The 25,466-nt window shown below is 71.3% G+C and carries 22 protein-coding genes; 13 read left to right on the forward strand and 9 right to left on the reverse strand.

Annotated features, from left to right (window positions below):
* Positions 1–64 precede the first annotated feature (64 nt).
* Positions 65–538 carry an Lrp/AsnC family transcriptional regulator gene (locus AB0K82_RS09125; RefSeq protein WP_364394603.1) on the reverse strand — a complete coding sequence of 158 codons (474 nt, stop codon included), beginning with the start codon at positions 536–538 and terminating at the stop codon, positions 65–67.
* Positions 539–643: 105 nt separating this feature from the next.
* On the opposite strand from AB0K82_RS09125, the gene AB0K82_RS09130 reads away from it, so the two are divergent.
* Both AB0K82_RS09130 and AB0K82_RS09135 read left to right on the forward strand, forming a co-directional pair.
* Complete coding sequence (locus tag AB0K82_RS09130) at positions 644–2,026, forward strand: amino acid permease (RefSeq protein WP_364394605.1); 1,383 nt, start codon at positions 644–646, stop codon at positions 2,024–2,026.
* A gap of 545 nt (positions 2,027–2,571) precedes the next feature.
* Positions 2,572–2,955, forward strand: coding sequence for an STAS domain-containing protein (locus AB0K82_RS09135; RefSeq protein WP_364394607.1), 384 nt, complete (start codon positions 2,572–2,574; stop codon positions 2,953–2,955).
* Positions 2,956–2,976: 21 nt separating this feature from the next.
* Here the strand turns inward: AB0K82_RS09135 and AB0K82_RS09140 are convergent, their stop codons facing one another.
* The 6 genes from AB0K82_RS09140 to AB0K82_RS09165 all read right to left on the reverse strand — a co-directional run bounded on the left by AB0K82_RS09140 (position 2,977) and on the right by AB0K82_RS09165 (position 10,081).
* On the reverse strand, positions 2,977–3,696 hold the full coding sequence (locus AB0K82_RS09140) for an MgtC/SapB family protein (RefSeq protein ID WP_364394655.1): 720 nt from the start codon (positions 3,694–3,696) through the stop codon (positions 2,977–2,979).
* A gap of 26 nt (positions 3,697–3,722) precedes the next feature.
* The gene (locus tag AB0K82_RS09145; protein WP_364394609.1) at positions 3,723–4,790 is read right to left on the reverse strand and encodes a YihY/virulence factor BrkB family protein; all 1,068 of its coding nucleotides are present in this window, start codon (positions 4,788–4,790) and stop codon (positions 3,723–3,725) included.
* A 12-nt stretch (positions 4,791–4,802) separates the two neighbouring features.
* Complete coding sequence (gene mscL / locus AB0K82_RS09150; RefSeq protein WP_364394611.1) at positions 4,803–5,225, reverse strand: large conductance mechanosensitive channel protein MscL; 423 nt, start codon at positions 5,223–5,225, stop codon at positions 4,803–4,805.
* 259 nt (positions 5,226–5,484) lie between these two features.
* On the reverse strand, positions 5,485–6,891 hold the full coding sequence (locus AB0K82_RS09155; protein ID WP_364394613.1) for an amino acid permease: 1,407 nt from the start codon (positions 6,889–6,891) through the stop codon (positions 5,485–5,487).
* Positions 6,892–6,998: 107 nt separating this feature from the next.
* Positions 6,999–8,426: an ATP-binding protein gene (locus AB0K82_RS09160; protein WP_364394615.1), complete on the reverse strand. Its 1,428-nt coding sequence runs from the start codon at positions 8,424–8,426 to the stop codon at positions 6,999–7,001.
* Entirely contained in the window at positions 8,423–10,081 is a 1,659-nt protein-coding gene (locus tag AB0K82_RS09165; protein WP_364394617.1) for an FAD-dependent oxidoreductase, read from the reverse strand. The genes AB0K82_RS09160 and AB0K82_RS09165 overlap by 4 nt, the downstream gene beginning before the upstream one ends.
* A 365-nt stretch (positions 10,082–10,446) precedes the next feature.
* Between AB0K82_RS09165 and AB0K82_RS09170 the strand changes: the two genes are divergently transcribed.
* The 8 genes from AB0K82_RS09170 to AB0K82_RS09205 all read left to right on the forward strand — a co-directional run bounded on the left by AB0K82_RS09170 (position 10,447) and on the right by AB0K82_RS09205 (position 18,161).
* Positions 10,447–11,250, forward strand: a complete 804-nt coding sequence (locus AB0K82_RS09170; protein ID WP_364394619.1) for a L,D-transpeptidase — start codon at positions 10,447–10,449, stop codon at positions 11,248–11,250.
* Positions 11,251–11,297: 47 nt separating this feature from the next.
* Positions 11,298–11,933, forward strand: coding sequence for a choice-of-anchor P family protein (locus AB0K82_RS09175; protein WP_364394621.1), 636 nt, complete (start codon positions 11,298–11,300; stop codon positions 11,931–11,933).
* Positions 11,934–12,504: 571 nt separating this feature from the next.
* Entirely contained in the window at positions 12,505–14,025 is a 1,521-nt protein-coding gene (locus AB0K82_RS09180) for an ATP-binding protein (protein ID WP_364394623.1), read from the forward strand.
* A 101-nt stretch (positions 14,026–14,126) separates the two neighbouring features.
* Positions 14,127–14,546 (forward strand): roadblock/LC7 domain-containing protein, encoded by a 420-nt coding sequence (locus AB0K82_RS09185; RefSeq protein ID WP_364394625.1) that lies wholly within the window; start codon positions 14,127–14,129, stop codon positions 14,544–14,546.
* On the forward strand, positions 14,543–14,902 hold the full coding sequence (locus AB0K82_RS09190; protein WP_364394627.1) for a DUF742 domain-containing protein: 360 nt from the start codon (positions 14,543–14,545) through the stop codon (positions 14,900–14,902). Before AB0K82_RS09185 ends, AB0K82_RS09190 begins: the two co-directional genes overlap by 4 nt.
* Positions 14,883–15,491 (forward strand): ATP/GTP-binding protein, encoded by a 609-nt coding sequence (locus AB0K82_RS09195; RefSeq protein WP_364394629.1) that lies wholly within the window; start codon positions 14,883–14,885, stop codon positions 15,489–15,491. Before AB0K82_RS09190 ends, AB0K82_RS09195 begins: the two co-directional genes overlap by 20 nt.
* A complete protein-coding gene (locus AB0K82_RS09200; RefSeq protein WP_364394631.1) occupies positions 15,491–16,741 on the forward strand; it encodes a cytochrome P450 in 1,251 nt (416 codons plus the stop codon). Before AB0K82_RS09195 ends, AB0K82_RS09200 begins: the two co-directional genes overlap by 1 nt.
* A 154-nt stretch (positions 16,742–16,895) precedes the next feature.
* Positions 16,896–18,161 (forward strand): cytochrome P450, encoded by a 1,266-nt coding sequence (locus AB0K82_RS09205; RefSeq protein ID WP_364394633.1) that lies wholly within the window; start codon positions 16,896–16,898, stop codon positions 18,159–18,161.
* Positions 18,162–18,332: 171 nt separating this feature from the next.
* On the opposite strand, the gene AB0K82_RS09210 is transcribed toward AB0K82_RS09205, so the two are convergent.
* Positions 18,333–19,487 (reverse strand): ADP-ribosylglycohydrolase family protein, encoded by a 1,155-nt coding sequence (locus AB0K82_RS09210; RefSeq protein WP_364394635.1) that lies wholly within the window; start codon positions 19,485–19,487, stop codon positions 18,333–18,335.
* A gap of 152 nt (positions 19,488–19,639) precedes the next feature.
* Between AB0K82_RS09210 and AB0K82_RS09215 the strand changes: the two genes are divergently transcribed.
* From AB0K82_RS09215 to AB0K82_RS09225, 3 genes are all read left to right on the forward strand, one after another.
* A complete protein-coding gene (locus AB0K82_RS09215; protein ID WP_364394637.1) occupies positions 19,640–20,071 on the forward strand; it encodes a hypothetical protein in 432 nt (143 codons plus the stop codon).
* Positions 20,072–20,159: 88 nt separating this feature from the next.
* Entirely contained in the window at positions 20,160–21,215 is a 1,056-nt protein-coding gene (locus AB0K82_RS09220; protein WP_364394639.1) for a D-alanyl-D-alanine carboxypeptidase family protein, read from the forward strand.
* Positions 21,216–21,516: 301 nt separating this feature from the next.
* On the forward strand, positions 21,517–24,828 hold the full coding sequence (locus AB0K82_RS09225; RefSeq protein WP_364394641.1) for a S8 family peptidase: 3,312 nt from the start codon (positions 21,517–21,519) through the stop codon (positions 24,826–24,828).
* A gap of 198 nt (positions 24,829–25,026) precedes the next feature.
* On the opposite strand, the gene AB0K82_RS09230 is transcribed toward AB0K82_RS09225, so the two are convergent.
* The coding region (locus AB0K82_RS09230; RefSeq protein ID WP_364394643.1) for a flagellar biosynthesis protein FlgA at positions 25,027–25,466 on the reverse strand (440 nt) is incomplete at its 5' end.

Here is a 25,466-nt window from a genome sequence, read left to right on the forward strand (position 1 = left end):
CTGTTCGGGAGCTGGTTCAGGGGGCGGGGCGGGGCTGCCGAGCCCGCGCCTGTACGGGGCCGGTTCACAGGGCCGGGGCCGGGCCGTCGAGGCGGTCCAGTACCGGATTGCGGACCTGCTGGAAGACCACCGAGGTGCGGAATCCGGCGACCTCCCGGCGCCTGCTGAGGCGGTCGGTCAGGAACGCGTGCAGGTGGTCGAGGTCCTGCACCGCCACGTGCAGGAGGAAGTCGTCGTCGCCGGAGATGACGAACACGCTCAGCACCTCGGGGAGCCGTGCCGCGAACTCCTTGAAGGCGTCGATGAACGGGCGGCTGGGCACGCGGAGCTTCACCGAGACCAGACCCTGCACGCCTCGGTTGAGGGCGGCCAGGCCGATGTCGGCGTGGTAGCCGCGGATCACCCCCCGCCGGGTCAGCGTCCGTACCCGTTCCAGGCAGGTCGACGGCGCGATGCCGAGCTTGCGCGCCAGCTCGCGGTTGGACTGCCGCGCATCCGTTTGGAGAAGGCGCACGATTTCAACGTCGAGTTCGTCCATGGCCGCAATAGTCGCACGATTCCGGACAGACGTTCGGTGAACCGTCGTCCTCGCCGACCGGATGGCTAGCGTCAAGGCGTTTCGTTCGAGCATGGGGGAGAAGACGTGGCGCTGTCGACGCGACAGGAACCGGCGAGGGCGGTCGCCCCGGCGCGCGAGCACCGGCTGGGCACGGCGCAGGGTACGGCGCTGTTCGTCGGGGCCGTGCTGGGGCCGGGCGTGCTGGCACTGCCGCACCTGGCCGCCGAGGCGGCCGGACCCGCCTCGATCTTCGCCTGGGCGGCGCTGCTGGTCCTGAGCGCGCCGGTGGCGCTGACGTTTGCGGCCCTGGGGTCGCGGTACCCGGACGGCGGCGGGGTCGCGACCTTCGCCGGACGGGCGTTCGGGCCGCGGATCGCGGCGATCGTCGGCTGGTGGTTCTACGGCATCGTTCCGGTGGGCACGCTGGCCGGCGCGCTCATCGGCGGGGACTACGTCACCTCCGCCGTCGGTGGCGGCCGCCCGTGGGCGGTGGTGGTGGCGGTCGCCCTGCTGGCCGCGGCGTTCGCGACGAATCACGGCGGGCTGCGGATGTCCGGCCGGGTGCAGGTGGTGCTCGTGGGCGGGCTGGCCGTGCTGCTGACCACCGCCATCGTCACGGCGGGACCGCGACTGTCGTGGGGGAACTTCGTGCCGTTCGCCCCGCACGGCGCGCTCGGCGTGGTGCACGCCGCCGGAGTGCTGTTCTTCGCGTTCGCGGGGTGGGAGGCGGCCAGCCACCTGTCCGGGGAGTTCGCCGATCCGCGCCGGTCGATGCTCCGCGCGACCACGCTGACCCTGCTGGTCGTGGGCGTGCTGTACCTCGGGCTGGTGGTCACCGTGCTCGGTGTCCTCGGCGGACGGGCCGCGACCTCACCGGTCCCGCTCGCCCTGCTGCTGCAGGAGGGGATCGGGGCCGGAGCCCGGACGGCCACCGGCGTCGTCGCCGTCATCCTGAGCTTCATCGCGGTCAACACCTACATCGCCGGCGGGGCCAGGCTCGGCGCCGCCCGGGCCCGCGACGGCGCCCTGCCCGCGCCCCTCGCCAAGGGAGCGGCGGCCGGGCAGGTGCCGCACCGCAGCCTCGGACTGCTGGCGGCGCTCACCGCCCTGGTCACCGCGGTCGCCGTTCCGTACGGGCTCGGGCTCGACACGCTGATGCGGGCCACCGCCGCCTGCCTGGCCGCGGTCACGGTCGTCGGAACGGCCTCGGCCGTCCGTCTCCTGCCCGGCGGCGACCGCCGTGGCCGTGCGCTCGCCGCGGCGGCCACCGTCTTCACCGGCCTGGTACTGCTGTCGTGCGGCGCCTACCTTCTCCTGCCCGTGGCGCTGGCGGCGGGAGCCGTTCTGGCCGTCCGCCGACGGATCGCGAACCCGTCCGGAGGAGCGACTGACGCTCGGAGAGGGCCGGCTCAGGACGTGCCGGAGGCTCGGAGAACGCCGCCTTCCCGGCGGGACGAAGAGTGCTGAGGCCGCCGAGTCGGGCGGACTTGGGGCTGCTTTCCGAGACTCGCGTACGGCGCGCCGGGCCGCCGCCGCACGTCTCGGCCCGCCGCCGCACGTCTCGGCCGGCCGGGGCTCCCTGGCGTGCCGGGACGGGCGCGGCGTACGAGGCGGTGGCCCGCCGCCGTGGGACTCAGTCGGCCGGCCGGGCTCCCGGGGCGGGTTCAACAGCACGGGCGGCGGTTCCGGAGAAAGACGAACGGCCCTGCCGGGGATCCCGGCAGGGCCGTCGCAGCATGTGTACCGATGTGCGGGTCGCCTCTCGGCGAAAGGCACAACGCGGCTCCAGCCGGACGGTATTCCGCGAAGGCGATAGATGAGGCCCGGGGACACCAGGCACATCGGCCACGACGGATGTAACGGAGCGAGGGGCGTCCTTGTTCCCCGGTCCCGGAGATTCCGTGGCCGGCCACGGTGGGTGATCTCGTGGCCCGGAAACGTGTGGGGGCGCTCCTCAGGGGAAGCCCTGACCTATCATCGGCAGCAGCGTCGCCCTAGGGAAGAGGTGTCAGATGGTGAAGGATCTGGACGTTGACGTCATCGACGTCAGCGGGCCCATCGCTGTCCTCACCGTCAAGGGGGAGCTGAACCTCTACACCAGCGGAGGGTTCCGCACCGCCGTACGCGGTGCGGGCGGCGACGGGCATCCGCATCTGATCCTCGACGTGTCCGGAGTCCCCTTCTGCGACTCGAGCGGGCTCAGCGCGCTGATCATGCTGCATCGCTGGGCGGGTGAGGCCGGCGGGTCGCTCACGCTGGCGGCGGTTCCCGACCGCATGACGCGGCTGCTGGAGATGTCGGGCGTCGACCAGACGATCCCGATTCAGCCGACCGTTCGCGAAGCGCTCGAGCGGCACCCGCACGGCGGCGACCGTACGTCCGCGCCGCAGAACTGAGCTCGATCTCGGGCGAGGACGTCACTCCCGAGGGACGTTGACGTCGTCGGACGAGACCGCGACCATGCCCTCGATCTCCGACAGCAGGACGGCCAGTTCGCTGACCGATCCGGTGCCCTGCACGGACAGCCAGACCGAGACGACGCGCGGCTCGTCGGCCTCGCCCCGGTCCTCGACCGACAGCTCGCTGACCGTGAAGCCGTGGCTCGTGCACCGGGCCACGGCCTCGCGCAACGCGCCGCGCCCGCTGCGGTAGGCCACGCGCAGGCGCGAGGACGCGTATCTCGAAACCGGCAGCCGAGCGGCCAGCGCCGTCAGTCCGAACACCACCAGGAAGTGACCGATGGTGACCAGGACGGCGAGCAGCCAGAGGCCCGCGCCCGCCGCCATGCCCACGGCGGCGGTCAGCCAGACGATGGCGGCGGTGGTCAGCCCGCGGACCGCGTCGCGGCGTACGAAGATCAGACCACCACCGACGAATCCGATCCCGGTGACGATCTGGGCGGCGACCCGGGACGGGTCCAGCGTGACGTGCGGACCCAGGACATCAGTGAAGCCGTACTTCGACACCAGCATGATCAAGGCGGCGGCGAAGCCCACCAGGGTGTGGGTGCGCAGCCCGGCGCTCTTGTGCCGGATCTCGCGTTCCAGGCCGATCGCGGCCGACAGCACCAGGGCCAGCGTGAGCTCACCGACCTGCACCCATCCCTGGCCGGTCGGCTCACCGAAGTAGGTCAACATCACCATTTCAGGCTAGTTCGCGGAGCTCAGAGCGCCTCGTCATCCTTGATTGTCCGGGTGTCGCGCAGCTCGACGTACGGTTCCTCGCGCGGGGAATGGCCGGCCTCGATGGCGCGGCTGCGTTCGAGTTCGGCGTTGAACTCCGCGCCGAGCAGGATCGCGAGGTTCGAGATCCACAGCCAGATCAGCGCGACGACCACGCCCGCCAGGCTGCCGTACGTCTTGTTGTACGAGCCGAAGTTCGCGACGTACAGGGCGAATCCGGCGGAGACGACCAGCCAGAGCAGCACGGCGAGGACGCCGCCGGGACTGACCCACCGGAAGCCCTGCTTGGCGTTGGGGGAGGCCCAGAACAGCAGCGCGAACATGAAGCTCACGACCAGCAGCAGCACCGGCCACTTGGCGATGTCCCAGACGGTGACGGTCGCGGACTGGGCGCCGATCAGGTCGCCGACGCGGCGCGCGATGCCCCCGGTGACCACCACGGTCACCGCCGTCACCGTCAGGCAGACCAGCATCACGATCGTGATGCCGAGGCGGATGGGCAGCGTCTTCCACAGCGGCCTGCCCTCCGGCACGTCGTAGACGACGTTCGAGCTCCGCATGAAGGCGGCGACGTACCCGGAGGACGACCACAGCGCCACCAGGAGGCTGAGCACTCCGGCCAGACCGGCGGCGCCGGTCCCGTGCTGCAGCTCGGTCAGCGCGTTGATCGCGAGCTGGCGTACCGGTCCGGGGGCGGCCTTGCCGAGCTCGTCGATGAGCTGCTGCAGCGTGTTCTTGCCCGTCAGGCCCAGCAGCGACACGAGGACGAGCAGCGCCGGGAACACCGACAGGACGCCGTAGTAGGTCAGGGACGCCGCCCGGTCGACGAGCTCGTCCCGCTGCACCTCGCCGACGGTCCGGCGCAGCGCCGCCCACCACCAGCGGACGCCGAGGTCGGTGGGCTCGGGAGCCTCCTCTTCGGCAGCGTCCTTCTCGGGCGCCTCGGCCTCGGCGGCTCCCGTGCCGGGTGTTTCGGTTTCAGCGGTCTTGATCTCGGGGGCTTCGGTCTCGGCGGTGTCGGCGGAACTGCCGACGGCCGACTTCCTCATTCTCACGCTCCCTCAGGCGATGGGCAGGGGCTGTTCGGTCGCAGGCGTGATGACGGCCGTGCACTCCGGGCACCGCCGCGCCGCCAGGGGGATCTTCATCGTGCACTCGGGACAGTCCCGCTCGGCCGCCGCCTGCTTCCGGTCGAACAGGTGCAGCAGGCGCGTGACCGGCAGGACGATGACGAAGTAGATGACCGCCGCGGAGATGAGGAAGGACACCGCCTCGGTGAGGAAGGCCCCGTACATGAACTTGGCCTTGCCGACGGTGAGGACGAGGCTGGTGAAGTCGGGTTTCCCGCCCACCAGTGCCAGCAGCGGATTGATGAAGGAGTTGACGAAACTCTTGACGAGGTTGCTGAACTGGGTCCCGATCACCACGGCGACGGCGAGGTCGACGAGGTTGCCGCGCAATATGAACTTACGAAAGCCGCTCATCACGGCAGGCAGTATTCCCGTCTGACGCTTACTATGCTCCGGATTGCGGCGAAGCTTCAACTCCGCGTAGCGGAGGTGGAGCGACCGGGCCGCTCATGCCTCATTGACCGGGCCGCTCATGCCTCATTCGAGAATGCCGCCGGATCGGCGAGGTCCACGTCGATCAGGCCCGTGAGCAGGCCGGTCCCCTCCGGAACGCGTGCGCGCCGGCGACCGCCTGAGGCGATCCACCGGCGCGCGTTTCGCGGGTGCGTCCCGGTCAGTGCTCGGCGGTGACGGCCTCCGTGCCGTCGTGTCGGGCACCGCCGGCCTCGGCGGCGTGGCTCCGGCCGTGGCGGATGAACGCGGCGATGAGGACGACGGCGGCGACCACCACCGACCACAGCACCTGCGGCCGGCCGCTGTCGTCGAACAGCATCGTCACGAGGATCGCGGCGATGCCGGCGATCGTGGCGATGGTGAGGTACGGGAACAGCCACATGCGGACGAGCAGGCGGTCGGGCGCCTCGCGCTCCAGGCGGCGGCGCATCCGCAGCTGGGACACGGCGATCACGGTCCACACGAACAGGGCGACCGCGCCGGAGCCGTTCAGCAGGAAGAGGAAGACGGTGTCCGGGCTGGTGTAGTTGAAGATGACCGCCACGAACCCGAAGGCCACCGAGACCCAGATCGCGACGTGCGGGACGCCGCGCGCGGTGGTGGCGCCGAACACCTTCGGCGCGTCGCCGCGCTCGGCCAGCGAGAACGCCATCCGCGAGGCCGTGTAGAGGCCGGAGTTCAGGCAGGACAGCACGGCGGTGAGGACGATGACGTCCATGATCGTGCCGGCTCCGGAGATGCCGATCCGGTCGAGGACCGCGACGTACGGGCTCTTGGCGACGTCGCTCGCGCTCCAGGGCAGGAGCGTGATGACGATGGCGATGGAGCCGAGGTAGAAGACCAGGATCCGCCAGATCACGCTGTTCACCGCGCGCGTCACGGCCCGGCCCGGGTCCTGCGACTCGCCCGCCGCGATGGTGACGATCTCGCTGCCCATGAACGCGAAGACCACGGTCAGCAGGCCGGTGATCACCGCGCCGTACCCGTGCGGGAAGAAGCCGCCGTGCCCGGTCAGGTTGCTCATGCCGACGGCGTGCGTGCCGGGCAGCACCCCGAAGACGGCGAGGAGGCCGAGCACGATGAACACGGCGATCGCGGCCACCTTGATCGTGCTGAACCAGAACTCGAACTCGCCGTACGAGCCGACCGAGAACAGGTTCGTCGCGGTGAGCAGGATCATCAGGGCGAGCGCCAGGAACCACTGCGGCAGGGCCGGGATCCAGCCGTGCACGATCTTGGCGCCGGCCGTCGCCTCGACGGCCAGGACGACCGCCCAGAACCACCAGTACAGCCAGCCGATCGTGAAGCCGGCCCAGCGGCCGATCGCGCGGTCGGCGTAGGCCGAGAAGGAGCCGGTGTCGGGGGAGGCGGCCGACATCTCGCCGAGCATCCGCATGACCAGGACGACCAGCAGGCCGGCGATGGCGTACGACACGAGGATCGCCGGGCCGGTGGTGTGGATGCCGGCTCCCGATCCGACGAACAGCCCAGCCCCGATGACGCCGCCGATGGCGATCATGCCGACGTGGCGGTTCTTCAGCCCCTTCTGGAGGCTCTTGTCGGCCATCTACCCCTCCTGATCACTTACCGCAGCAAGACCGTCACACCGCAGGCTCAGAGGAGCTTATGTGGTGACCGAGGGGTGATTGTCCAGTCAGGGAGAGTTGAAACCCGTCAGGTCTCCGGTTGCTCGGTCAGCGGCAGGAACACCTGGAAGCGGGTGTCGCCCGGCTCCGAGGTGACCCGCAGGTCGCCGTGATGGCGGTTCGCGACGATCCGCCAGGAGATGTCCAGCCCCAGGCCGGTGCCCTCACCGACCGGCTTGGTCGTGAAGAACGGCTCGAAGATCCGCTCCCGCAGTTCGGCCGGGACGCCCGGCCCGGTGTCGCAGATCTCGACCAGCACCCGGTCGTTGTCCCGGCCGGTGCGGATCGTCAGCGTGCCCTCGCCGCCCATCGCGCCCACCGCGTTCTCGATCAGGTTGGTCCAGACCTGGTTGAGCTCGCCGGCGTACGCCGGGATCTCCGGGAGCGACCGGTCGAAGTCCTTGACGACCCGGACGCCCTTACCGATCTTCCCGGACAGCATGACCAGCGTGGACGTCAGGCCGTCGTGGACGTCGACCCACTGGAACGGGGCCCGGTCCATCTGGGAGTACTGCTTGGCCTTGCCGACGAGGGCGGAGATCCGGGTCGTGGCGTCCTCGATCTCGCCCATCAGCGTCTCGGTCTCCACGGCGTAGCCGAGCCAGCGCAGCGCGGTGCCCAGGTCGCCGGCGCCGACGGCCGCGCGCACCTCCTCCAGGCGCTCCACCGTGATGCCCGCCGGCACGAACACCGCGGCGAGGTCCCACCCGTCCGCGACGTCGTGCTCGTCGAACCAGTCGGCCAGCTCGTCCTCCCGGTCCGCGGTCTGCATCGCGCTCAGCCGCGGCGCGTCGGCGACCTGCTTGACCAGCAGCTCCTGCACGTCGATGAGGCGTTCGAGCAGGTCGGGATCGATGTCGTTGCGGGCCAGCAGCGCCAGCTTGTGCCGCATCCCGGCGACGCGCTCGCGCAGCGCGGCCGTCGCCCGCACCGCCGCGGCGGCCGGGTTGTTCAGCTCATGGGTCAGCCCGGCCGACAGCGAGCCGAGCGCGATCAGCCGCTCCCGCCGGCCGATGAGCGCGTCGGTCGCGCGTTTGCCGAGGAACATGCCCTCGAGCAGGTGCGCGGCCATCGGGAACCACGCGACGAAGCGCTCGCCGAACTCCGCCGCCGGCAGCGTGAGGAAGCTCAGGTCGGTGACGGCGTACACCGACGCGGAGTAGCGCTGGTCGTTCCGCTGGCCCATGAGGAACTCGGTCGCGCCGCAGTACACCCCGCGCTGCTCGGTGCGGACGAGCTCCACCTCGTCGCCGTGCACCGTACGGCACATGCGCAGCGTGCCGGACAGCAGCACGTAGAAGCAGGTGGCCGGGTCGCCCTCGGCGATGACCCGGGCCTGCGCGGGGTGGTGCTCGACGCCGGCGTGCTCGGCGACCCAGGCCAGTTGCTCGTCGGAGAGCCCCTCGAACAGGAAGAGGGTGCGGAGCTCGTCGGGGGTGAGGGTTTCGGTGCTCAACGCTCCTCCAGGTACCGGTGCACGAGAGCGACGGCCATCGCGCCCTCGCCGACGGCGGAGGCGACCCGCTTGACCGACTGCGAGCGTACGTCACCGGCGACGAACACTCCGGGCATGGATGATTCGAGGTACAGCGGATCGCGGTCGAGGGTCCAGCCCGGTGGGCGGCGCCCCTCGCGCAGCAGGTCCGGGCCGGTGCACACGAAGCCGTGCGAGTCCCGGGAGATCGTGTCGCCGAGCCACTCCGTACGCGGCGCCGCGCCGATGAACACGAACAGGTGGTTCGTCGGCAGCGTCTCCGTCTTCCCGGTCTCGGCGTCGCGGAGCGTCACCCGCTCCAGGTGCTCGTCGCCGTCCACCGCCTCGACGGTCGTGCGCACCCGCACGTGGACGTTGTCGATGTCCCGCAACTGCTCGATCAGGTAGTGCGACATCGAGCGCTCCAGCGACGGCCCCCGTACGAGAAGGGTGACCGAACGGGCGTGGTGGGAGAAGAACACCGCGGCCTGACCCGCGGAGTTCGCCCCGCCGACGATGTAGACGTCCTTGTCCTGGCAGGCCGGGGCCTCGGTGGACGCCGAGCCGTAGTACACGCCCTGCCCGGTGAGCCGCTCCACGCCCTCGGCCTCCAGCGCGCGGTAGTAGACGCCCGTGGCCAGGACGACCGCGCGGGCGGCGATCTCCGTGCCGTCGCCGAACGTGATCACCCGGGCCGGGCCGCGGGCGGTCAGCCCGACGACGTCCCGGGCGGTGAGCACCTCGGCGCCGAACTTCGCCGCCTGGCGGCGCGCGCGGTCGGTGAGCTGCGCGCCCGAGACGCCGTCGGGGAAGCCGAGGTAGTTCTCGATCCGGGAGCTCTGCCCGGCCTGGCCGCCGGTGGCCTTCTTCTCCACCAGGACGGTGTGCAGGCCCTCCGACGCGCCGTACACGGCGGAGCCGAGCCCGGCCGGCCCACCGCCGATCACCACGAGGTCGTAGAACGCGGCGGCCGGTTCGGTCGAGAGCCCGACCGCGGAGGCGATCTCCGAGCCGGTCGGCGCGCGCAGCGTCTTGCCGTCCGGGGTGATGACCACCGGGATCTCGTCCGGCGCCGCGCCGGCCGCCTCGAGCAGCCGGGCCGCCTCGGGCTCGTCCACGGAGTACCACCGGTACGGCACCGAGTTGCGGGCCAGGAACTGCCGCATCTCGTACGACGGGCGCGACCAGCGGTGCCCGATGAGCTTGGTCTCCTCGACCGGCCGGTCGCCGACGGCGCGCCAGGTCTCCACCAGCGCGTCCACCACCGGGTAGAGCTTCTCCTCCGGAGGGTCCCAGGGCTTGAGGAGGTAGTGGTCGACGTCGACGACGTTGATCGCCTGGATCGCCGCGTCCGTGTCGGCGTACGCGGTCAGCAGCGCGCGCCGGGCGTGCGGGAACAGGTCCATCGCCTGCTCGAGGAAGGTGATGCCGTTCATGTTCGGCATCCGGTAGTCGGCCAGGATCGCGGCGACCGCGTCGCCGCGCAGCTTGATCTCCCGCAGCGCGTCGAGCGCGTCGGCGCCTGAGTCGGCCCGTACGACGCGGTAGTCGTTTCCGTAACGTCGCCGCAGTTCGCGGGCGACGGCGCGGGACACCGACGGGTCATCGTCGACCGTCATCAGGATCGGCATGCTCATGACCTGAATCATTCCAGCCCGCGGTTCTCCGGGGGAGGGCCGGTCGACCCGCCCGTGGCCCGCCCGATCCGGCCCGTACGGGGCGTGGCGAACTCCGCACCCCCGAGCGGGATCCGGGTCGGCCGACCGGGGTGAGGTCTTTGTCACCGTACGGTGACGATGCCGATATCCAGCGTTATCTCCGCACGTTGGCATCTGTTGTCGACTGATTTCGGAGAGTGGTAGACGTGTGCATGGTTACTTGTGGTAGTTATGTGGCTTCCCTCCGAGATCACGGTCTCGCGAGATCCCGCTCGCCTCCCCCTGCATCACGATCTACGGGAGTATTCGTGACCGATCGTTCCAATCGCGCTGGTCGTCGCCCTGTGGCGACGGCACACCCGCCGGTGCGCGCCCGCGGTCTGATGGCGGTCGCCGCGGTCACGGTGGCCGTCGCGCTGCCGGTGACGGCCTGCGGCGGCAAGAGCCACTCGCCGGCCCCGCCCGGCGGCGGGCCGGCGGCGTCGCCCGCCGGAAAGCTGCCGCAGGCGACGACGTACACCACGCTGAAGGGCCTCGGGCAGGACACCGCCGACGCGATGTCCGACGGCACGGTGGTGCACCCGAAGGCCGCCGTGCCCGTGTCGGCCACGGCCGGGGGGCCGGCCGTGGCCGTGCTGCCGAGCACCCAGCTCGGCAGTCCGACCTGGGTTCCGGTCGTCGAGACCAAGTCGGGGTGGGACCGCGTTCTGCTGCCCAGCAGGCCGAACCACTCGACCGGCTGGATCCCCACCGGGAAGGTCGGCCTGGACACGGCCCGCAGCCCGTACGAGATCAAGGTCGACACCTCGGCGCGCACGCTGACGCTCACTAAGTCCGGCCACAAGCTGGGCACCTGGACCGTCGCGGTCGGGGCGGCCAAGACGCCGACCCCCGTGGGCCGGACGTTCCTGCTGGCCTCCCTGGCGCCGGCCAAGAAGACCTACAGTCCGCTCATCCTGCCGGTGGGGGCGCACTCGGAGACGCTCGACACGTTCGGCGGCGGCCCGGGCACGGTCGCGTTCCACGGCTGGCCGAGCGCGTCGGTCTTCGGCAAGGCGGTCACGCACGGCTGCGTCCGCGTCCCCGCTGACGCGCTGAAGCAGTTGTCCGAGGTCCCCCTCGGCACGTCGGTCCTCGTCACGGCCTAGCTCTCGAGGGAAGCGTCCGCGCTTTCACCTACTTTCAAGGAGTAACCATGCGTTCGACACGTCTGGCCGCCTGCGCGGTGGCCGCCGGTGCGCTGGCCGCGCCCCTGGTCATCAGCGGCACGGCCTCGGCCACCGGCGGGACGGGCTCGGCCTACGGTCTGGCCGCCACCGGCCTGGTCGCCATCCCCGCGACCCCCGCCGTCGCCGCCACCGCCGACAGGAGCCTGCTGCACCTGCCGGCCAACCCCCTCATCGACGTCAAGGCCCTGCACGTCACCGCCAAACCGGCCTACGCCCGCGCCAGCGTCACCGACCTGAGCGTCGCCAAGGCCGCCCTCACCGCCCACCTGGTCACCGCCACCTGCACGGCCGGCACCGCCGGCAGCCACCTGGTGAACGCCACCCTCGCCGGGCGCCGCCTGGCCGCCGACGCCGCGCCCAACAGCGCCCTGCGCATCCCCGTCCAGGGGCTCGGCACCGCCTCCGTCACTCTCAACAAGCAGGTGCGCAACGCCGACGGCAGCGTCACGGTCACCGCCATCGAGGCCGTCCTGCCCCTGGGTGCCGGCCACACCCAGACCCTCAGCGTCTCCTCCGCCACCTGCGCCGGCGTCCGGAAGGAGCCGCCCGGACAGGCGCCGAAGCCCGAGCCGGTCCCCAGCGACCTGCCCGTCACCGGCTGAGGACACCCACGACGCGACGGCCTCCGGGTTCACGACCCGGAGGCCGTCGCGCTGTGCGTAGACGATCCGTCGCGCTGTGCGTAGGCGATGCTGTGCGTAGGCGATGCTGTGCGTAGACGATCAGGAACCTCGCGCTCGCGCGAGGACGGCGACCACGGGTCGGTGCCGAGTCGGGTCTTCCGCCGCCGAACGGCCCGGCAAAGCGTGGAATGTCCCTGAAAAGCGACAAAACGTTCCGCTGCAACTACCGAGCGACTACTATCTGCGTCCCATACGCGGCCTGATCACTACCAGGCCCCAAGGTGCACATCTCGGCTGAGGCGAGGGATCGAGATAGAGACGTACGACCGAGCGGATCGGCGGAGGCGAATCCTCCTTAGTCTCTGTCGTTCTCTGCGGTTCGTCCGGCGGCCCTCGGCCGAGGACTTCACCGTCCACCGCGTCGAACGGTGCGCGCACACCGATTTATCGGCCATTCCCTAGTGCGGTCCCGCACCCCTCGCGGGGCCGGCTCGCCCACGGCTCCGGATGACTCCGTTCTTTGCTCCAACCGCCGACGAGGACCTGATTGATGTCAGCACACGTTCCTAACCACCAGCGGGCCGAGCGCCCGCCGATGGACCGGGCCCTACTCGTCCTGCTGGCCGCGGTGGTGGTCACCGGCGGCATCTGTCTCGCTGTGACGGCCGCGGTTCCCGCCACGGACCGCGGGCTCGTCGCCGCCTGCACCGGGGTGGCGGCGCTCGTCCTGTGCGCCGCGCTGTCGTTCGCGGCCTACGGGTTCCAGACCGCACGCATCCTCCGCGACCGCCTCGCGACGATGGAGTCGGAGGTCGCCCGGCTCGCCGACACCACGCTGCCCGCGGTCGTGAAGAGACTGCGCGACGGAGCGTCCGGCGACACGGCGATGTCCTCGATCGAACAGCCCGCCGACGCCGCGTACCGGCGGATCCTCCGCGTCCTCGTCGACGAGGTCGCCCGGGGAGAGCGCATGCGCGCCGCCGCCATGTCGGTCTGCGCCAACGCCGCCGGTCGCGTCCAGGCCCTCGCCACCAGCATGCTCGCCGACCTCCGCGAGATGGAGAACAAGCACGACGAGGCGGTCCTCGGCGACCTGCTCAGGCTCGACCACACGACGGCGCAGGCCGGTCGCCTGGCCGACAGCATCGCCGTGCTCACCGGCGCCCGATCCGGACGGCGCTGGACCAAGCCGATCGTGATGGAGAGCATCCTGCGCGGCGCGGTCGGCCGGATCAGCGCCTACCAGCGCGTCCGGGTCCACTCCACCAGCGCCGTCGCCGTCGCGGGCTACGCCGCCGAAGGCGTCATGCACGCCCTGGCCGAACTGATGGACAACGCGACGAGCTTCTCCCCGCCGTCCGAAGAGGTGCACGTCTACGTCGAAGAGGTGCACGCGGGCGTCGTGGTCACGATCGAGGACGGCGGTCTGGCGATGAGCGCCGCCGCGCTGGAGCGCGCGGAGCGGGCGGTCTCCTCCGAGGCGCTCGACCTGACCTCGTTGTCCGGTACCCGGCTCGGCCTCGCGGTGGTGGGCTGCCTCGCCCGTAAGCACGGCCTCACGGTCTCCTTCCGGCCGTCCTCCCGCGGCGGCACCGGAGTCGTCGTCATGATTCCGAGGTCGCTGATCACCCAGCCGGGGCCGGCCGCCGTACCGAGCGGGTCCCGCGTCGTGGGCCTGGACGCCCGCCGTACCGAGAGCGCCCGGGCGGACGCGGTCACCCGGACCGCGGCTCCCGAGTCGGGCGCGGTCGCCACCGTGGAGGCCGCGAGCGTGGCGCCCGCCGACGCGCCGGTCGCCGAGGAGACCGCCGACCCGGCGACGGAGACGCCCCGCCTCTCCGAGGCCGGTGGCGAGACCGTCCCGGACCGCGATGACATGATCGGCGGGCTGCCCAGACGACGGAGAGGCCAGACGCTGGCGGCGGCCACCGCCCGGACGACCGAAGAGCCCAAGCCCCGTGCCGAAAGGCCCGCGACCGATCCCGGAGCGAGGTTCAGCGCGTTCCGGGAGGCCGGTCGCCGCAGGCGCGCGAGCGGTGACGCGCCCGCCCCCGAGACGGATGAGAGCTGAACGCATCGCTCACCCTGCCAGGCTGGAATGACAAGACAACAGATTGGAGGCAGGGGACGAATCTCCGGCGCCCGCGCCCGGATCACCGCCCCGCACCACCCATGAAGACCACAGATCGCGACCTCGACTGGCTGCTGGAGAACCTCCTCGAGAGGACTCCGGAGAGCAGGCACGCCCTCGTCCTGTCCAAGGACGGGCTGAAGCTCTGCCACACGTACGGGCTGAGCGTGGACCAGGCCGACCAACTCGCCGCGATCGCCTCGGGCATCCAGAGCCTGTCCTACGGCGCCTCCGCGGAGTTCGGCGACGGATCCGGCGGCCTCCGCCAGTCCATGACCGAGTTCCACGGCGGACTGCTGTTCATCGTCGAGGCGGGGGAGGGCGCCCACCTGGCCCTCATCGCCGGTGAGGACGCCGACGTGGGCGTGATCGGCCACAACATGCACGAACTGGTCGAGCAGCTCGGCGAGTACCTGGTCGCCCAGCCCCGGCGGCCGCAGCAGGGCAGCGCCACCCGATGACGTCCCGGTCTGTCGACAGAGAGGATCCGGACCGGCTGTACATCGTCACCGGTGGCCGCAGCCGGGTCGACGAGAGCTCGATCGACATCGTCTCCCTGATCGTCAGCGAGTGTGATCCCGCGCCGGGCATGCAGTCCGAGCACGTGAAGATCCTCCAGATGTGCACGAATCCGATGGCGGTCGTGGAGATCGCCGCAGAGCTCGGGCTGCCGGTCAGCGTGGTGAAGATCCTGCTGTGCGACCTGCTCGACACCGGTCGGATCACCGCGCGTCATCCGACGGCGGCACCCGCGAAGACCAAGCTCCCCGAACCCGACATCCTGAAGCAGGTGCTCCTTGGACTTGAAAAGCTCTGATCGGGTCACCAGCGCGCCGCTGCGGAGCACCGCCAGCAACGCGCTGAAGATCGTCATTGTCGGTGGCTTCGGCGTCGGCAAGACGACCATGGTCCGGTCGGTCAGCGAGATCCGCCCGCTCAGCACCGAAGAGATCATGACCCGGGCCGGAGTCGGGATCGACAACGCGGCCGGCGTGCGGGACAAGACGACCACGACGGTGGCGTTCGACTTCGGGCGGATCAGTCTGAACGACCAGATGGTGCTGTACCTGTTCGGCGCCCCGGGTCAGCAGCGGTTCTGGTTCCTGTGGGACCGGCTGTTCTCCGGGACCCTCGGGGCGGTCGTGCTCGTCGACACCCGGCGGGTCCAGGACTCCTGGTACGCCATCGACCGTCTCGAGCACCACGGGATGCCGTTCATCGTCGCCCGCAACGACTTCGGCGGGCCGGCGCACAAGCTGGAGGACATCCGGGCGGCGCTCGACCTGTCCGAGGACATCCCGCTGATCGACTGCGACGCCCGTGAGCGCGATTCGAGCAAGAAGGTGCTGATCACGCTCGTGAACCACCTGTACTCGCTGTCCACGGCTCAGCAGGAAGGCAATTGATGACGCAGCAGCCGCCGGAGACCGGGCCGCCGGCACCCGAGGAGCATCCGGACGCGGTCCCGCTGTACGGGCCGCGCTACCAGGAGAACCCCGCCGAGCTGTACCGGGAGCTGCGGGACACGCACGGACCCGTCGTGCCGGCGCTGCTCGAAGGCGACATCTTCGCCTGGCTCGTCATCGGCTACCGGGAGCTGCACCAGCTCTTCAGCGATCCGCAGCTGTTCGCCCGCGACCCGCGCATCTGGAACCAGTGGCCGAACATCCCGCCGGACTGGCCGCTCATCCAGTACACGTCGTACCAGCCGTCGGTGCTCTTCGGCGAGGGGCCCGAGCACCAGCGCCGGGTCGACGCCATCAGCGACGCCATGTCCGGGGTCGACCAGTTCGAGCTGCGGACCCGGTGCGAGGAGATCGCCGACGCGCTGATCGACGACTTCGCCGGCAGTGGCGAGGCCGAGCTCATGACGCAGTACGCCTACTCGATGCCGGTCATGGCCATCGCCCAGATCATCGGTATTCCGATGGCCGACGTGGACAACACCGCGCGCGATGTCGTCACCTCCCTCGACGGCGGCGAGGCGGCCATTCCGGCCTACGAGCGGATCGCGGCCACGATGCAGCGGCTCATCAAGGCGAAGCGCGCGGAGCCGGGCCCGGACGTCACCTCGCGGATGCTGGCCCACCCGGCGGCCCTGACCGACGAGGAGCTCCTGTTCGACATCATCCTCCTCGCGGTCGCGGCCCAGGAGCCGACGGCGAACTGGATCGGCAACGCCCTCCAGCTGATGCTGACCGACGACCGGTTCTCCCTCACCCTCTCCGGCGGGCGCCGTAGCGTCAGCCAGGCGCTCAACGAGGTGATGTGGGAGAACATCCCGGTGCAGAACAGCCTCGGGCGGTGGGCCACCCGCGACACGCAGCTCGGCGGGCGGCGCATCCAGGCCGGTGACGCGCTCCTCCTCGGCCTGGCCGGCGCGAACGCCGACCCTTACGTCCGGCCCGCCGGGGCCGGTGTGCCGGACAACAACGCGCACCTGTCCTTCGCGCACGGCAGCCACGGCTGCCCGCACCCGGCGCCGGAGCTCGCGGAGGTCATCGCCCGGACCGCCGTGGAGGTGCTTCTCGACCGTATTCCGGACGTGGCCCTCGCGGTGTCCCCCGAGGAGCTGACGTGGCGGTCGTCGTTCCAGATTCGGGGCCTGCTCTCGCTGCCCGTCAAATTCTCCCCGGTATCCGTCGCCCGTCCGTGATCCATGGCATTCTCTGTGCCCGGTGCCGGAGCGGGCTCGATCCGGCACCCGGCGCTGACTCCGGTCCACGCAGCCGACCCGCCGCCCGACTCCGGTCGAGGCCGGGCCCGCGCCCCGTACCGGGTTCTGACCCCACCGCCCTGGGAAGGCAGTCATGACCGACACCGAGCCGACGATCCGGCCCTTGGGTCCTCCGTCCCCCGTCCCTCCGGACGCCGTGCCGCTGTACGGACCGCGCTATGACAAGGAGAACCCCGCCCGGCTCTACGGGGAGCTCCGGAACCGGCAAGGCGCGGTGCTGCCCGTCCTGCTCGAAGACGACGTGCCGGCGTGGCTGATCATCGGTTACCGGGAGGTCCACCAGGTCCTGAACGACGCCACGCTGTTCGCCCGCGACTCCCGCCGCTGGAACCAGTGGCCGAACGTCCCCCCGGACTGGCCCCTGATGGCGCTCGTCGGCTACCAGCCCGGATCGATCCTCTTCAGCGAGGGGGCCGCCCACCAGCGGCGGGCCCAGGCGATGACCGACGCGATGGCGGAGGTCGACCGGTTCGAGCTGAGGACCCGGTGTGAGCGGATCGCCGACGAGCTGATCGATGGGTTCTGCGGCAGCGACGGGGCCGAGCTCATGGTCCAGTACGCCAACCGGATCCCGGCCCTGGCGCTCGCCGGGATGTTCGGCCTGGCCGAGTCCGAGGCATGGAGCATCGCGGAGGACGTGATGGCCGTCCTGGACGGCGGCGAGGGCGCGCTCGAGGCGTACCAGCGGTTCGCGGGCGCGATGGCGCGTCTGCTGGCGGCCAAACGCGCCGAGCCGGGCCCGGACGTCGCCTCCCGGATGCTGAACCATCCCGCGAAGCTCACGGACGAGGAGCTCACCCAGGACCTCCTCATCATGATGATCGCCGGTCAGGACCCGACGGCCAACTGGATCGGCAACACGCTGCGGCTCATGCTGATCGACGACCGGTTCTCCCTGACCCTCGCGGGAGGACGGCGCAGCGTCGGGCAGGCCATGAACGAGGTGCTGTGGGAGGAGTCGCCCGCCCAGAACACCTTCCGCTGGGCCACCCGCGACACCCGCCTGGGCGGGCGCCAGATCCGGGCCGGTGACGCCGTCGTCATCTGCCTGGCCGGCGCGAACTCCGATCCGCTGGTGTTGCAGAGCCAGGACGCCGGATCACGGGGCAACCACGCCCACTTCTCCTTCGGCCACGGCGACCACGGCTGCCCCTTCCCGGCGCCGGAACTCGGCGAGATCATCGCGGAGACCTCCGTCGAGGTGCTCCTGGACCGCCTCCCGGACGTACGGCTGGCGGTACCGCCGAACGAGCTCGTATGGCGGCCGGCCTTCCGGGTGCGCGGGCTGACCGCACTGCCGGTGAAGTTCTCCCCGGCGCCGGCCGTGACGAAGGTGTGATCGCCGCCGGGCCGTGAGGCCGCGCCAGACGGCCGTCACCCCCGAGGCGCGGCCCGACCGCAGTGCGTACGGCCGGTACGGCGTGGCCGCTCAGACAGGGCCGTGTCGGGCGGCCGTCACGATCCACGTACGGCTCGGCCGATACGGCCCGGCCGTACCGGCCGTATCCGCTCAGGCGCGGGTGTGCCAGCTCATCGGTACGTCGTCGGTGGTCGGGTCGGTCGGCGCGTCCGGGCCGAACTCCAGCGCGGCGTCGGCGGCGATCTGGACGATGACGCGCCGCAGTTCGACGCCCGCCTGCCAGTGGCCGGGCAGCGCCGCCGTGCCGTACCGCGCGCCCAGCAGGTTGCCGCAGATCGAGCCGGTGGAGTCGCTGTCCCCGGAATGGTTCACCGCGAGCCGCAGCGCCCGCCGTACGACGTCGGCGGGCGCGCCGTCCCGTACGGCCAGCGCGGCGCACACCCCGATGGCCAGGGCCTCTTCACCGGTCCAGCCGCCGCCGAGCGTCTCCAGCCGCTCGGGCGTGAGCGCCGCGCCGTCCCGGGCCAGCGCCACCGCCGCGTCGAGCGACGCCGAGGTCTCCTCGTGCCCCGCGTACGACTCCAGCACCGTACGGGCGGCGTCGAGCGCGTCGGCCAGGTCCGCGCCGCGCAGCAGGCTCCAGACCGTCGCGGCCAGCACCCCCGCCGAGAGGTATCCGCTCGGATGGCCGTGCGTCAGGGCGGCGGACGTGGCGCCCATCGCGAAGGCCGCGCGGCGGCAGTCGGCGACGCCCTCCGGGACGCGCGGAGAGAAGGGGAAGCCCGCCGGTGCCGCGCGCATGACGCCGCCGCAGCCCTTCGAGTCGTTGATGGGCTCCTCGATGCCGCCCACGGGGATGTACGGACGCCGCCGGGCGGCGATGGTGTGCAGGGCGCTCAGGCAGGTCTTGCCGGGACCCCGCCGCTGGTGCATCTCCGGCTGGGCGAACAGCCAGCCGCCGCCGAGGTCCTGATCGGGGAACTCCTCGCCCTGCGTGCGCAGCCACTGCAGGTACGCGGCCTGGAGCAGGCCGGGCGCCGCCCCGCCGATGCCCTTGCTCCGCTCGCGGATCGACGCCTGGATCAGCGCCTCGGCGGTGAACAGCGTCATCTGGGTGTCGTCGGTGATGGCGCCCGCCCGCACCCGCGCGTCGCTGTACTCGGTCAGCCCCGCCGCGCCGTGCTTCGCGCGGATCTCCGCGATCGGCCGGCCCTCGATCGGTGCGCCGAGCGCGTCGCCTATCGCGCCGCCCAGCAGACAGCCCAGCATGCGGTCCGGATCCGGGAATGTCATGCGATCGCCCACGCCGGTAAGTCTGCCAGGGACCGGATCCGGCCTCCGCCGCCACGTGTCGCTCGGTTCCGACTACTCGGAGCGTTCCTTGTCGCTACTCTGCTCCCGTGAATGGCCTATTTGAGGACGCAACGGACAAGCCGCGCGCTACCGTCGCGAGCCGCATGGCGGGATGGTTCGAACGGACGCCGTTCCGTCGAGGCGTGACGCTCCTCGCCGTCCTCATCATCGTGCCGGCCCTCATCATCGGTGGTCTCCTCGCCGTCGACAGCGGCGGGAAGGGCGACGGCTCGCGGTCCCAGGCGGCCGTCGCGACGCCGTCCGCCCAGGAGCACGACGAGGACTCGGGCACCGTCGAACGCACCGAGCGGGCCCTCGGTGAGATCGTCGCCTCGCGCAGCGCCCGGCCCGCGCCGACCGCCTCCACGGCCTCCGCGGCCCCCAGCGCGTCGCACCGCGCGAGTGCCCGGCCCCGGCCGACCCGCACCACGGCCCCATCCCCCTCCGAGAGCACCAAGTGCCCGCCGGAGCTGAAGAAGTGGCCGTGGATGTGGGACCTCTGCAAACGACGCCGCGGCGGTCACGGCCGCCCGTGAGGTCACGAACAGAGCACGAAGCACACGCTTACCTGTAGTACCGTCGTCCCGCCGCACATAGTTCGCCAGTCCCCCGGAGGATCTCCGCGTGCCAAGCACTCGGTCAGCGGCGCTGATCGCGGCGATCGCGGCGGTCGTGCTCTTGCTGACGTCCAGCGCGAATGAGTCGTCGGCCGCCCAGTCGCCGTCGGCCGACAGCGTTCAGGCCCTTCGCAAGCAGGCCGACAAGGCAAAGAACGAGCTCTCCAAGGCCACCAAGGCGTGGGAGACGCGCAAGAAGCAGCTCACCGCCTCCGAGGACAAGCTCAAGAGCACGCTCGCGGATCTCGGCACCGCCAACGCCGAGCTCAACAAGATCCGAGAGCCGCTGGCCCAACTGGCCGCCAACGCGTACAAGCAGCCGGGCGTCATGGGAGTGCCCGCCCTGATCGGGGGCAGCAACCCCGACCGGGCGCTGGCCGCCGCGACCGACCTGACGATGCTCACCAACGACCAGAAGTCCCTCATCGACAAGGCCGGCCGCCTGCAGAAGCAGCGCGAGCAGCTCGCCGCGTCGGCGCAGGAGCTGCAGTCGAACAACGCGGTCGAGGAGGCGAAGCTGCAGCAGGAGATGAACGCGCTGAAAGCGCGCGCCGCACGTCTCACCGCCCAGCTCACCGCCGCCCTGAAGAAGCTCGACCCCACCACCCGACTGCAGCTCACCTGCCAGAAGAGCCTGGTCGCCGAAGCCCGGAAGTTCCCCAACGGGCTCATCCCCGCGCGGTACCTCTGCCCGCTGCCGCAGCCCGGCCGGCAGCTTCGCGCCGACGCGGCGCTGGCCTTCTACAAGCTGAACGCCGCCTACAAGGAACACTTCGGCACCCAGATGTGCCTCACCGACTCCTACCGCCCCCTCGCCGAGCAGCAGCGGATCTACGCCGACCGGCCCGGCATGGCGGCGGTGCCGGGGCACAGCAACCACGGCTGGGGCACCGCCGTGGACCTGTGCGGCGGGGTGCAGAGCCAGGGCTCCGCGCAGTTCAACTGGCTCCAGGCGAACTCTAAGCGGTACGAGTTCTTCCACCCGGCATGGGCCTACAGCAGCCCCTTCGAGCCGTGGCACTGGGAGTACACCAAGGAGAACACCCCGGACTCCAGCGACTGACCCACGCCGCCCGGCGCGCCGGGTCGCGCTCGTACACCGGCCCGACGACCCGGCCGGTGTGGCGGCCTCCACCGCGAACGGCCCCGACGATCGTCGGGGCCGTTCGCGCTTCTCTCCCGGATGGCTCGTCCTGCGCGAATGGCGGAGAACGCAACCGAGCAGCGCCGATCGGGCGAGTTCCAGGTGATCGATCTGCCTGGCGGTGAAGGGCGCTGGTGGCGGGCGGGGCCTGCCCCGTTCGGCGTTCAGCGGCGCGCTTTCGTCGGGCAACGGCCGTGTCCCGAGAGAAAGTAGTGATGACGTGCGACGGAGAACTCGATGGAGACTCCTGAAGATCGGCCTGGCCGGCTGGGTGGCCCTGACACCCGCGACGGTCGGCGCCACGGGATCCGCTGCCGCGGCGGCGCCCGCGGCGCATGACGGAACGAAGAAAGTGACCCTCGTCACCGGTGACGTGGTGACCCTCGGCGAGCAGCGTGGAGATCTGTCCGTCAGACGGATCGACCGGGGGACCGGGCGGCAGCGGATCGATTTCCTGACGACCCGGCTGAACGGACACCTGTACGTGATCCCGTCCGACGCCCAGCGCCTGCTCGGCGAAGGCCGGCTCGACGAGCGGGTCTTCGACCTCACCCAGCTCGTCAAGTGGGGGTACGACGACGCCCACCGCAAGGACGTGCCGCTGCTCGCCCAGCGGTCGGGCGGGTCCCGTACGCCTCTGAAGGACGCCTCGGTGACGCGCTCCTTCGCCAAGGCCAAGATCGACGCCGTACGGGTCGACAAGGCCGAGGCGGGATCCTTCTGGAAGGACCTCACGGGCACGAGGCCCACCGCGATGCTCGACGTCGGCGTCACCGCGCTCTGGCTCGACGGAAAGCGCAAGGCGCTGCTCGACAAGAGCGTGCCGCAGATCGGAGCCCCGGCCGCCTGGCGGAAGGGACTCACCGGCAAGGGCGTGACGGTCGCCGTCCTCGACACCGGCTACGACGAGAAGCACCCCGATCTGAAGGGTGTCGTCACCGAGGCCAAGGGCTTCACCGACGGCGGACCCGACGACGTCCAGGACCACTTCGGCCACGGCACGCACGTGACGTCGACCGTCGCGGGCAGCGGTGCCGCCTCCGGCGGCAGATACAAGGGCGTCGCCCCCGACGCCAAGGTCATCATGGGCAAGGTGCTCGATGACGACGGCCAGGGCCAGGACTCCTGGGCCCTCGCCGGGATGGAGTGGGCCGCGGGCAAGGCCAAGATCGTCAGCATGAGCCTCGGGGCCCAGGACTTCCAGGGTGCCGACCCGCTGGAGCAGGCGGTGAACTCGCTGACCGCCTCGACCGGTGCCCTGTTCGTCATCGCGGCGGGCAACGACGGGCCGGACGACCGCTCCCTGTCCTCGCCCGCCACGGCGGACGCCGCGCTGGCCGTCGGCGCCGTCGACCGCTCCGACGGGCTCACCGACTTCTCCAGCCGCGGCCCCCGGCTCGGCGACTACGCGGTCAAACCCGACATCACCGCGCCCGGTCTGGACATCAGGGCCGCCGTCCCGGTCGACGACACGAACAGTGCGGACCCCTACGAGGAGATGTCCGGCACCTCGATGGCCACCCCGCACGTGGCCGGAGCCGCCGCGATCCTGCTCCAGCAGCACCCCGACTGGACCGGCCAGCGGCTCAAGGCCGCGCTCATGGACTCCGCCAAGCCCACCACCGACACCGTGTACCGGCAGGGCGCCGGCCGCGTCGACGTCGCGCGGGCGGTAGGCCAGCCGGTCACGGCCTCCACCGGAGGGCTGTCCTTCGGTGCGGGGTCCGGCCCGCAGGCCGTGACGTACACCAACGACTCCGACGAGGCCATGACGCTTCACCTGACCGTCCACGCGACGTCGTACCAAGGCGGCGCCGCGCAGGACGGGCTGTTCCGGCCGGACGTCGAGTCGGTGGCCGTCCCGCCGCACGGAACCGCTCAGGTCAAGGTCGCGATCGCTTCGGAGGGCGTGAAGACGGGGGCGTACGGCGGCATCCTCACCGCCACGTCCGGTGACACGACCGTGCGCACCGTGCTCGGCGCGTACCTCGAGCCCGAGTCGGCCGACCTGACCGTCAAGGCGATCGACCGTTCCGGGAACCCCACCGAGTCGCTGCTCGTGGTGCAGGACCAGAAGACGTCCTTCCATGAGTTCCTGTGGACTCGCGGCGGCACCGCCACCGGGCGCTTCCCCACCGGCGCCTACAACGTCGTCGGCCAGATCCGTACCCCCGCGACGGACGACCTGCTGACCCTCGCGAACGTCCCCGTGTCGCTCACCGGCGACCGGGAGGTCGTCGTGGACGCCCGGAAGGCGGTCCAGCCGGAGCTCGCGGTGGACGATCCGACCGCCGAGGGCGGGAAGTACGGGCCTGTCGGCTTCGCGTACCAGCGCGGTGGCGCGAGCTACGACGTCTTCCAGCAGCTCTGGCCGATGGCGCTGATCTCCGTGATTCCGGTGAAGGAGGGCGGGTTGTCCTACCTCGCCCAGCGGACGTTCTTCAAGAAGGGCGCGACGGAACAGGACCCGAGCCCGTACCGCTACGAGGTCGTCGACTACCGGAAGGGCGAGATCCCGCGGAATCCCGTCCACACCGCCAAGGCGGCGGACATGGCGCGGGTCGCCGTCACCTACCGCGCGCAGGACGCGGCGGCCGACGCGTTCGACGTCGTCGGCGTGACCCTGCCGGACGGCTTCGCGCCGTATGGCGTGGTCCAGCGGTTCCCGCTGCCGTTCACGGTCACCCAGTACCTCACCGCGGACCCCGACCTCCGCTGGTGGCGGAACCTTGCGTACGACCGGACCGGATCCCGGTTCCCAGGGTTCTACGGCCATTCGCAGAACGATCCTCCGCGGGCCTACCGGCCCGGTGACCACCGGGAGACCTGGAACGCCGCGGTCGTGGGACCGGCGCTGCCGCCGATCTGCGCCGTCACCACGATCGACCTGTACAACGGGGCGTGCGGGGTACGGAAGGGCGACCGGATCTTCTACGGTGGCGCCGCCTACCTTTTGTCTGAATCCGGCGGTCGTGACCATTACGGCTGGGACGGCAACGCGGACGGTACCGCGACGCTGTCCAGTGGCGGGAAGACGATCGCACAGGGATCGATCTGGGACTTCCTGGAGACCGACCTCCCGAGCGGACCCGCGAAGTACGAACTCGCCGTCTCGGCTCACCGGAGCACCGGGACCTACACCAACCTGTCCAGCGAGGTCACCGCCAGGTACGTGTTCTCCTCCGGGACGACGTCCGCCAAGCAGTCCCTGCCGCTGATGGCGGTGCGCTACGCGCCGCGCGGCCTGGACGAGCAGAACCGTGCCAAGCCGGGCTCGACCACCGAGATCCCACTGCGGGTGGAGCGCAACCCGGGTGCGGCCTCGTCGTCGGTGCGGTCCCTCACGGTGTCGGCGTCGACCGACGACGGCGCCACCTGGAAGGAGGTACCGCTGACCCGGTCGGGGACCGGCTGGATCGCCAAGGTGAGCGCCCCCGCCTCCGGCTACGTGTCACTGCGCGCCACCGTCACCGACCAGGCCGGTGACTCCGCCGATCAGACGGTCATCCGCGCGTACGCCGTGAGCGGCTGAGCCGCGCTCGCCCGTCCGGCGGGCGGTGTGTGTCACCGCCCGCCGGATTCGGCCGGACGAAGCACGACTCCCCCCTTTGCCTTTAGTGCGGTGACCACTTACTTTCACCGGGCCCAGCGCCGTGGCGGCTACTGCCCGGTGATGGGCTTCATGTCATCGGTGGTGTCACGAACCCGGCGACCGCTCGTGGTCGCCGCGCTAGCCGACGATGGCGACCGACAGACGGGAATCGACGGCGGCGCGGGCGATGGCCGCCGCCTGGGCACGGTCCGTGCGCAGCACGACGAGCGCTCCCTCGTCGGTGTCGGGACCCGCCCGGGGCACCGCGACGACCGGGACCGCCGCCGCGACCGTGCGGGCCGGCAGCGGTCCTTCGGCGCGTGCGGCCAACAGATCCACGCGGTCGCCGGCGTGCAGCAGCCGCACGACGGCGGCGTCGGCGAGGCGTACCGGTGTCGCCACCACGCCAGGCCCCGCCACGTCGAGCAGTGTGCCGCCGCGCAGTCGCACGTCGGTCAGCGGCTCGCCCCGGCGTACGGGGCCGGTCAGCGTGCGCCCGGCCGCCCGGCGGACGGTCCCTGCGGGCACGGCGCGGGCGGGCAGGGCGCGGACACCGACGTCGGCGGCGGACAGAGCCG

It is taken from the genome of Actinoallomurus sp. NPDC052274 (assembly GCF_040679475.1).
Taxonomy (GTDB): domain Bacteria; phylum Actinomycetota; class Actinomycetes; order Streptosporangiales; family Streptosporangiaceae; genus Actinoallomurus; species Actinoallomurus liliacearum.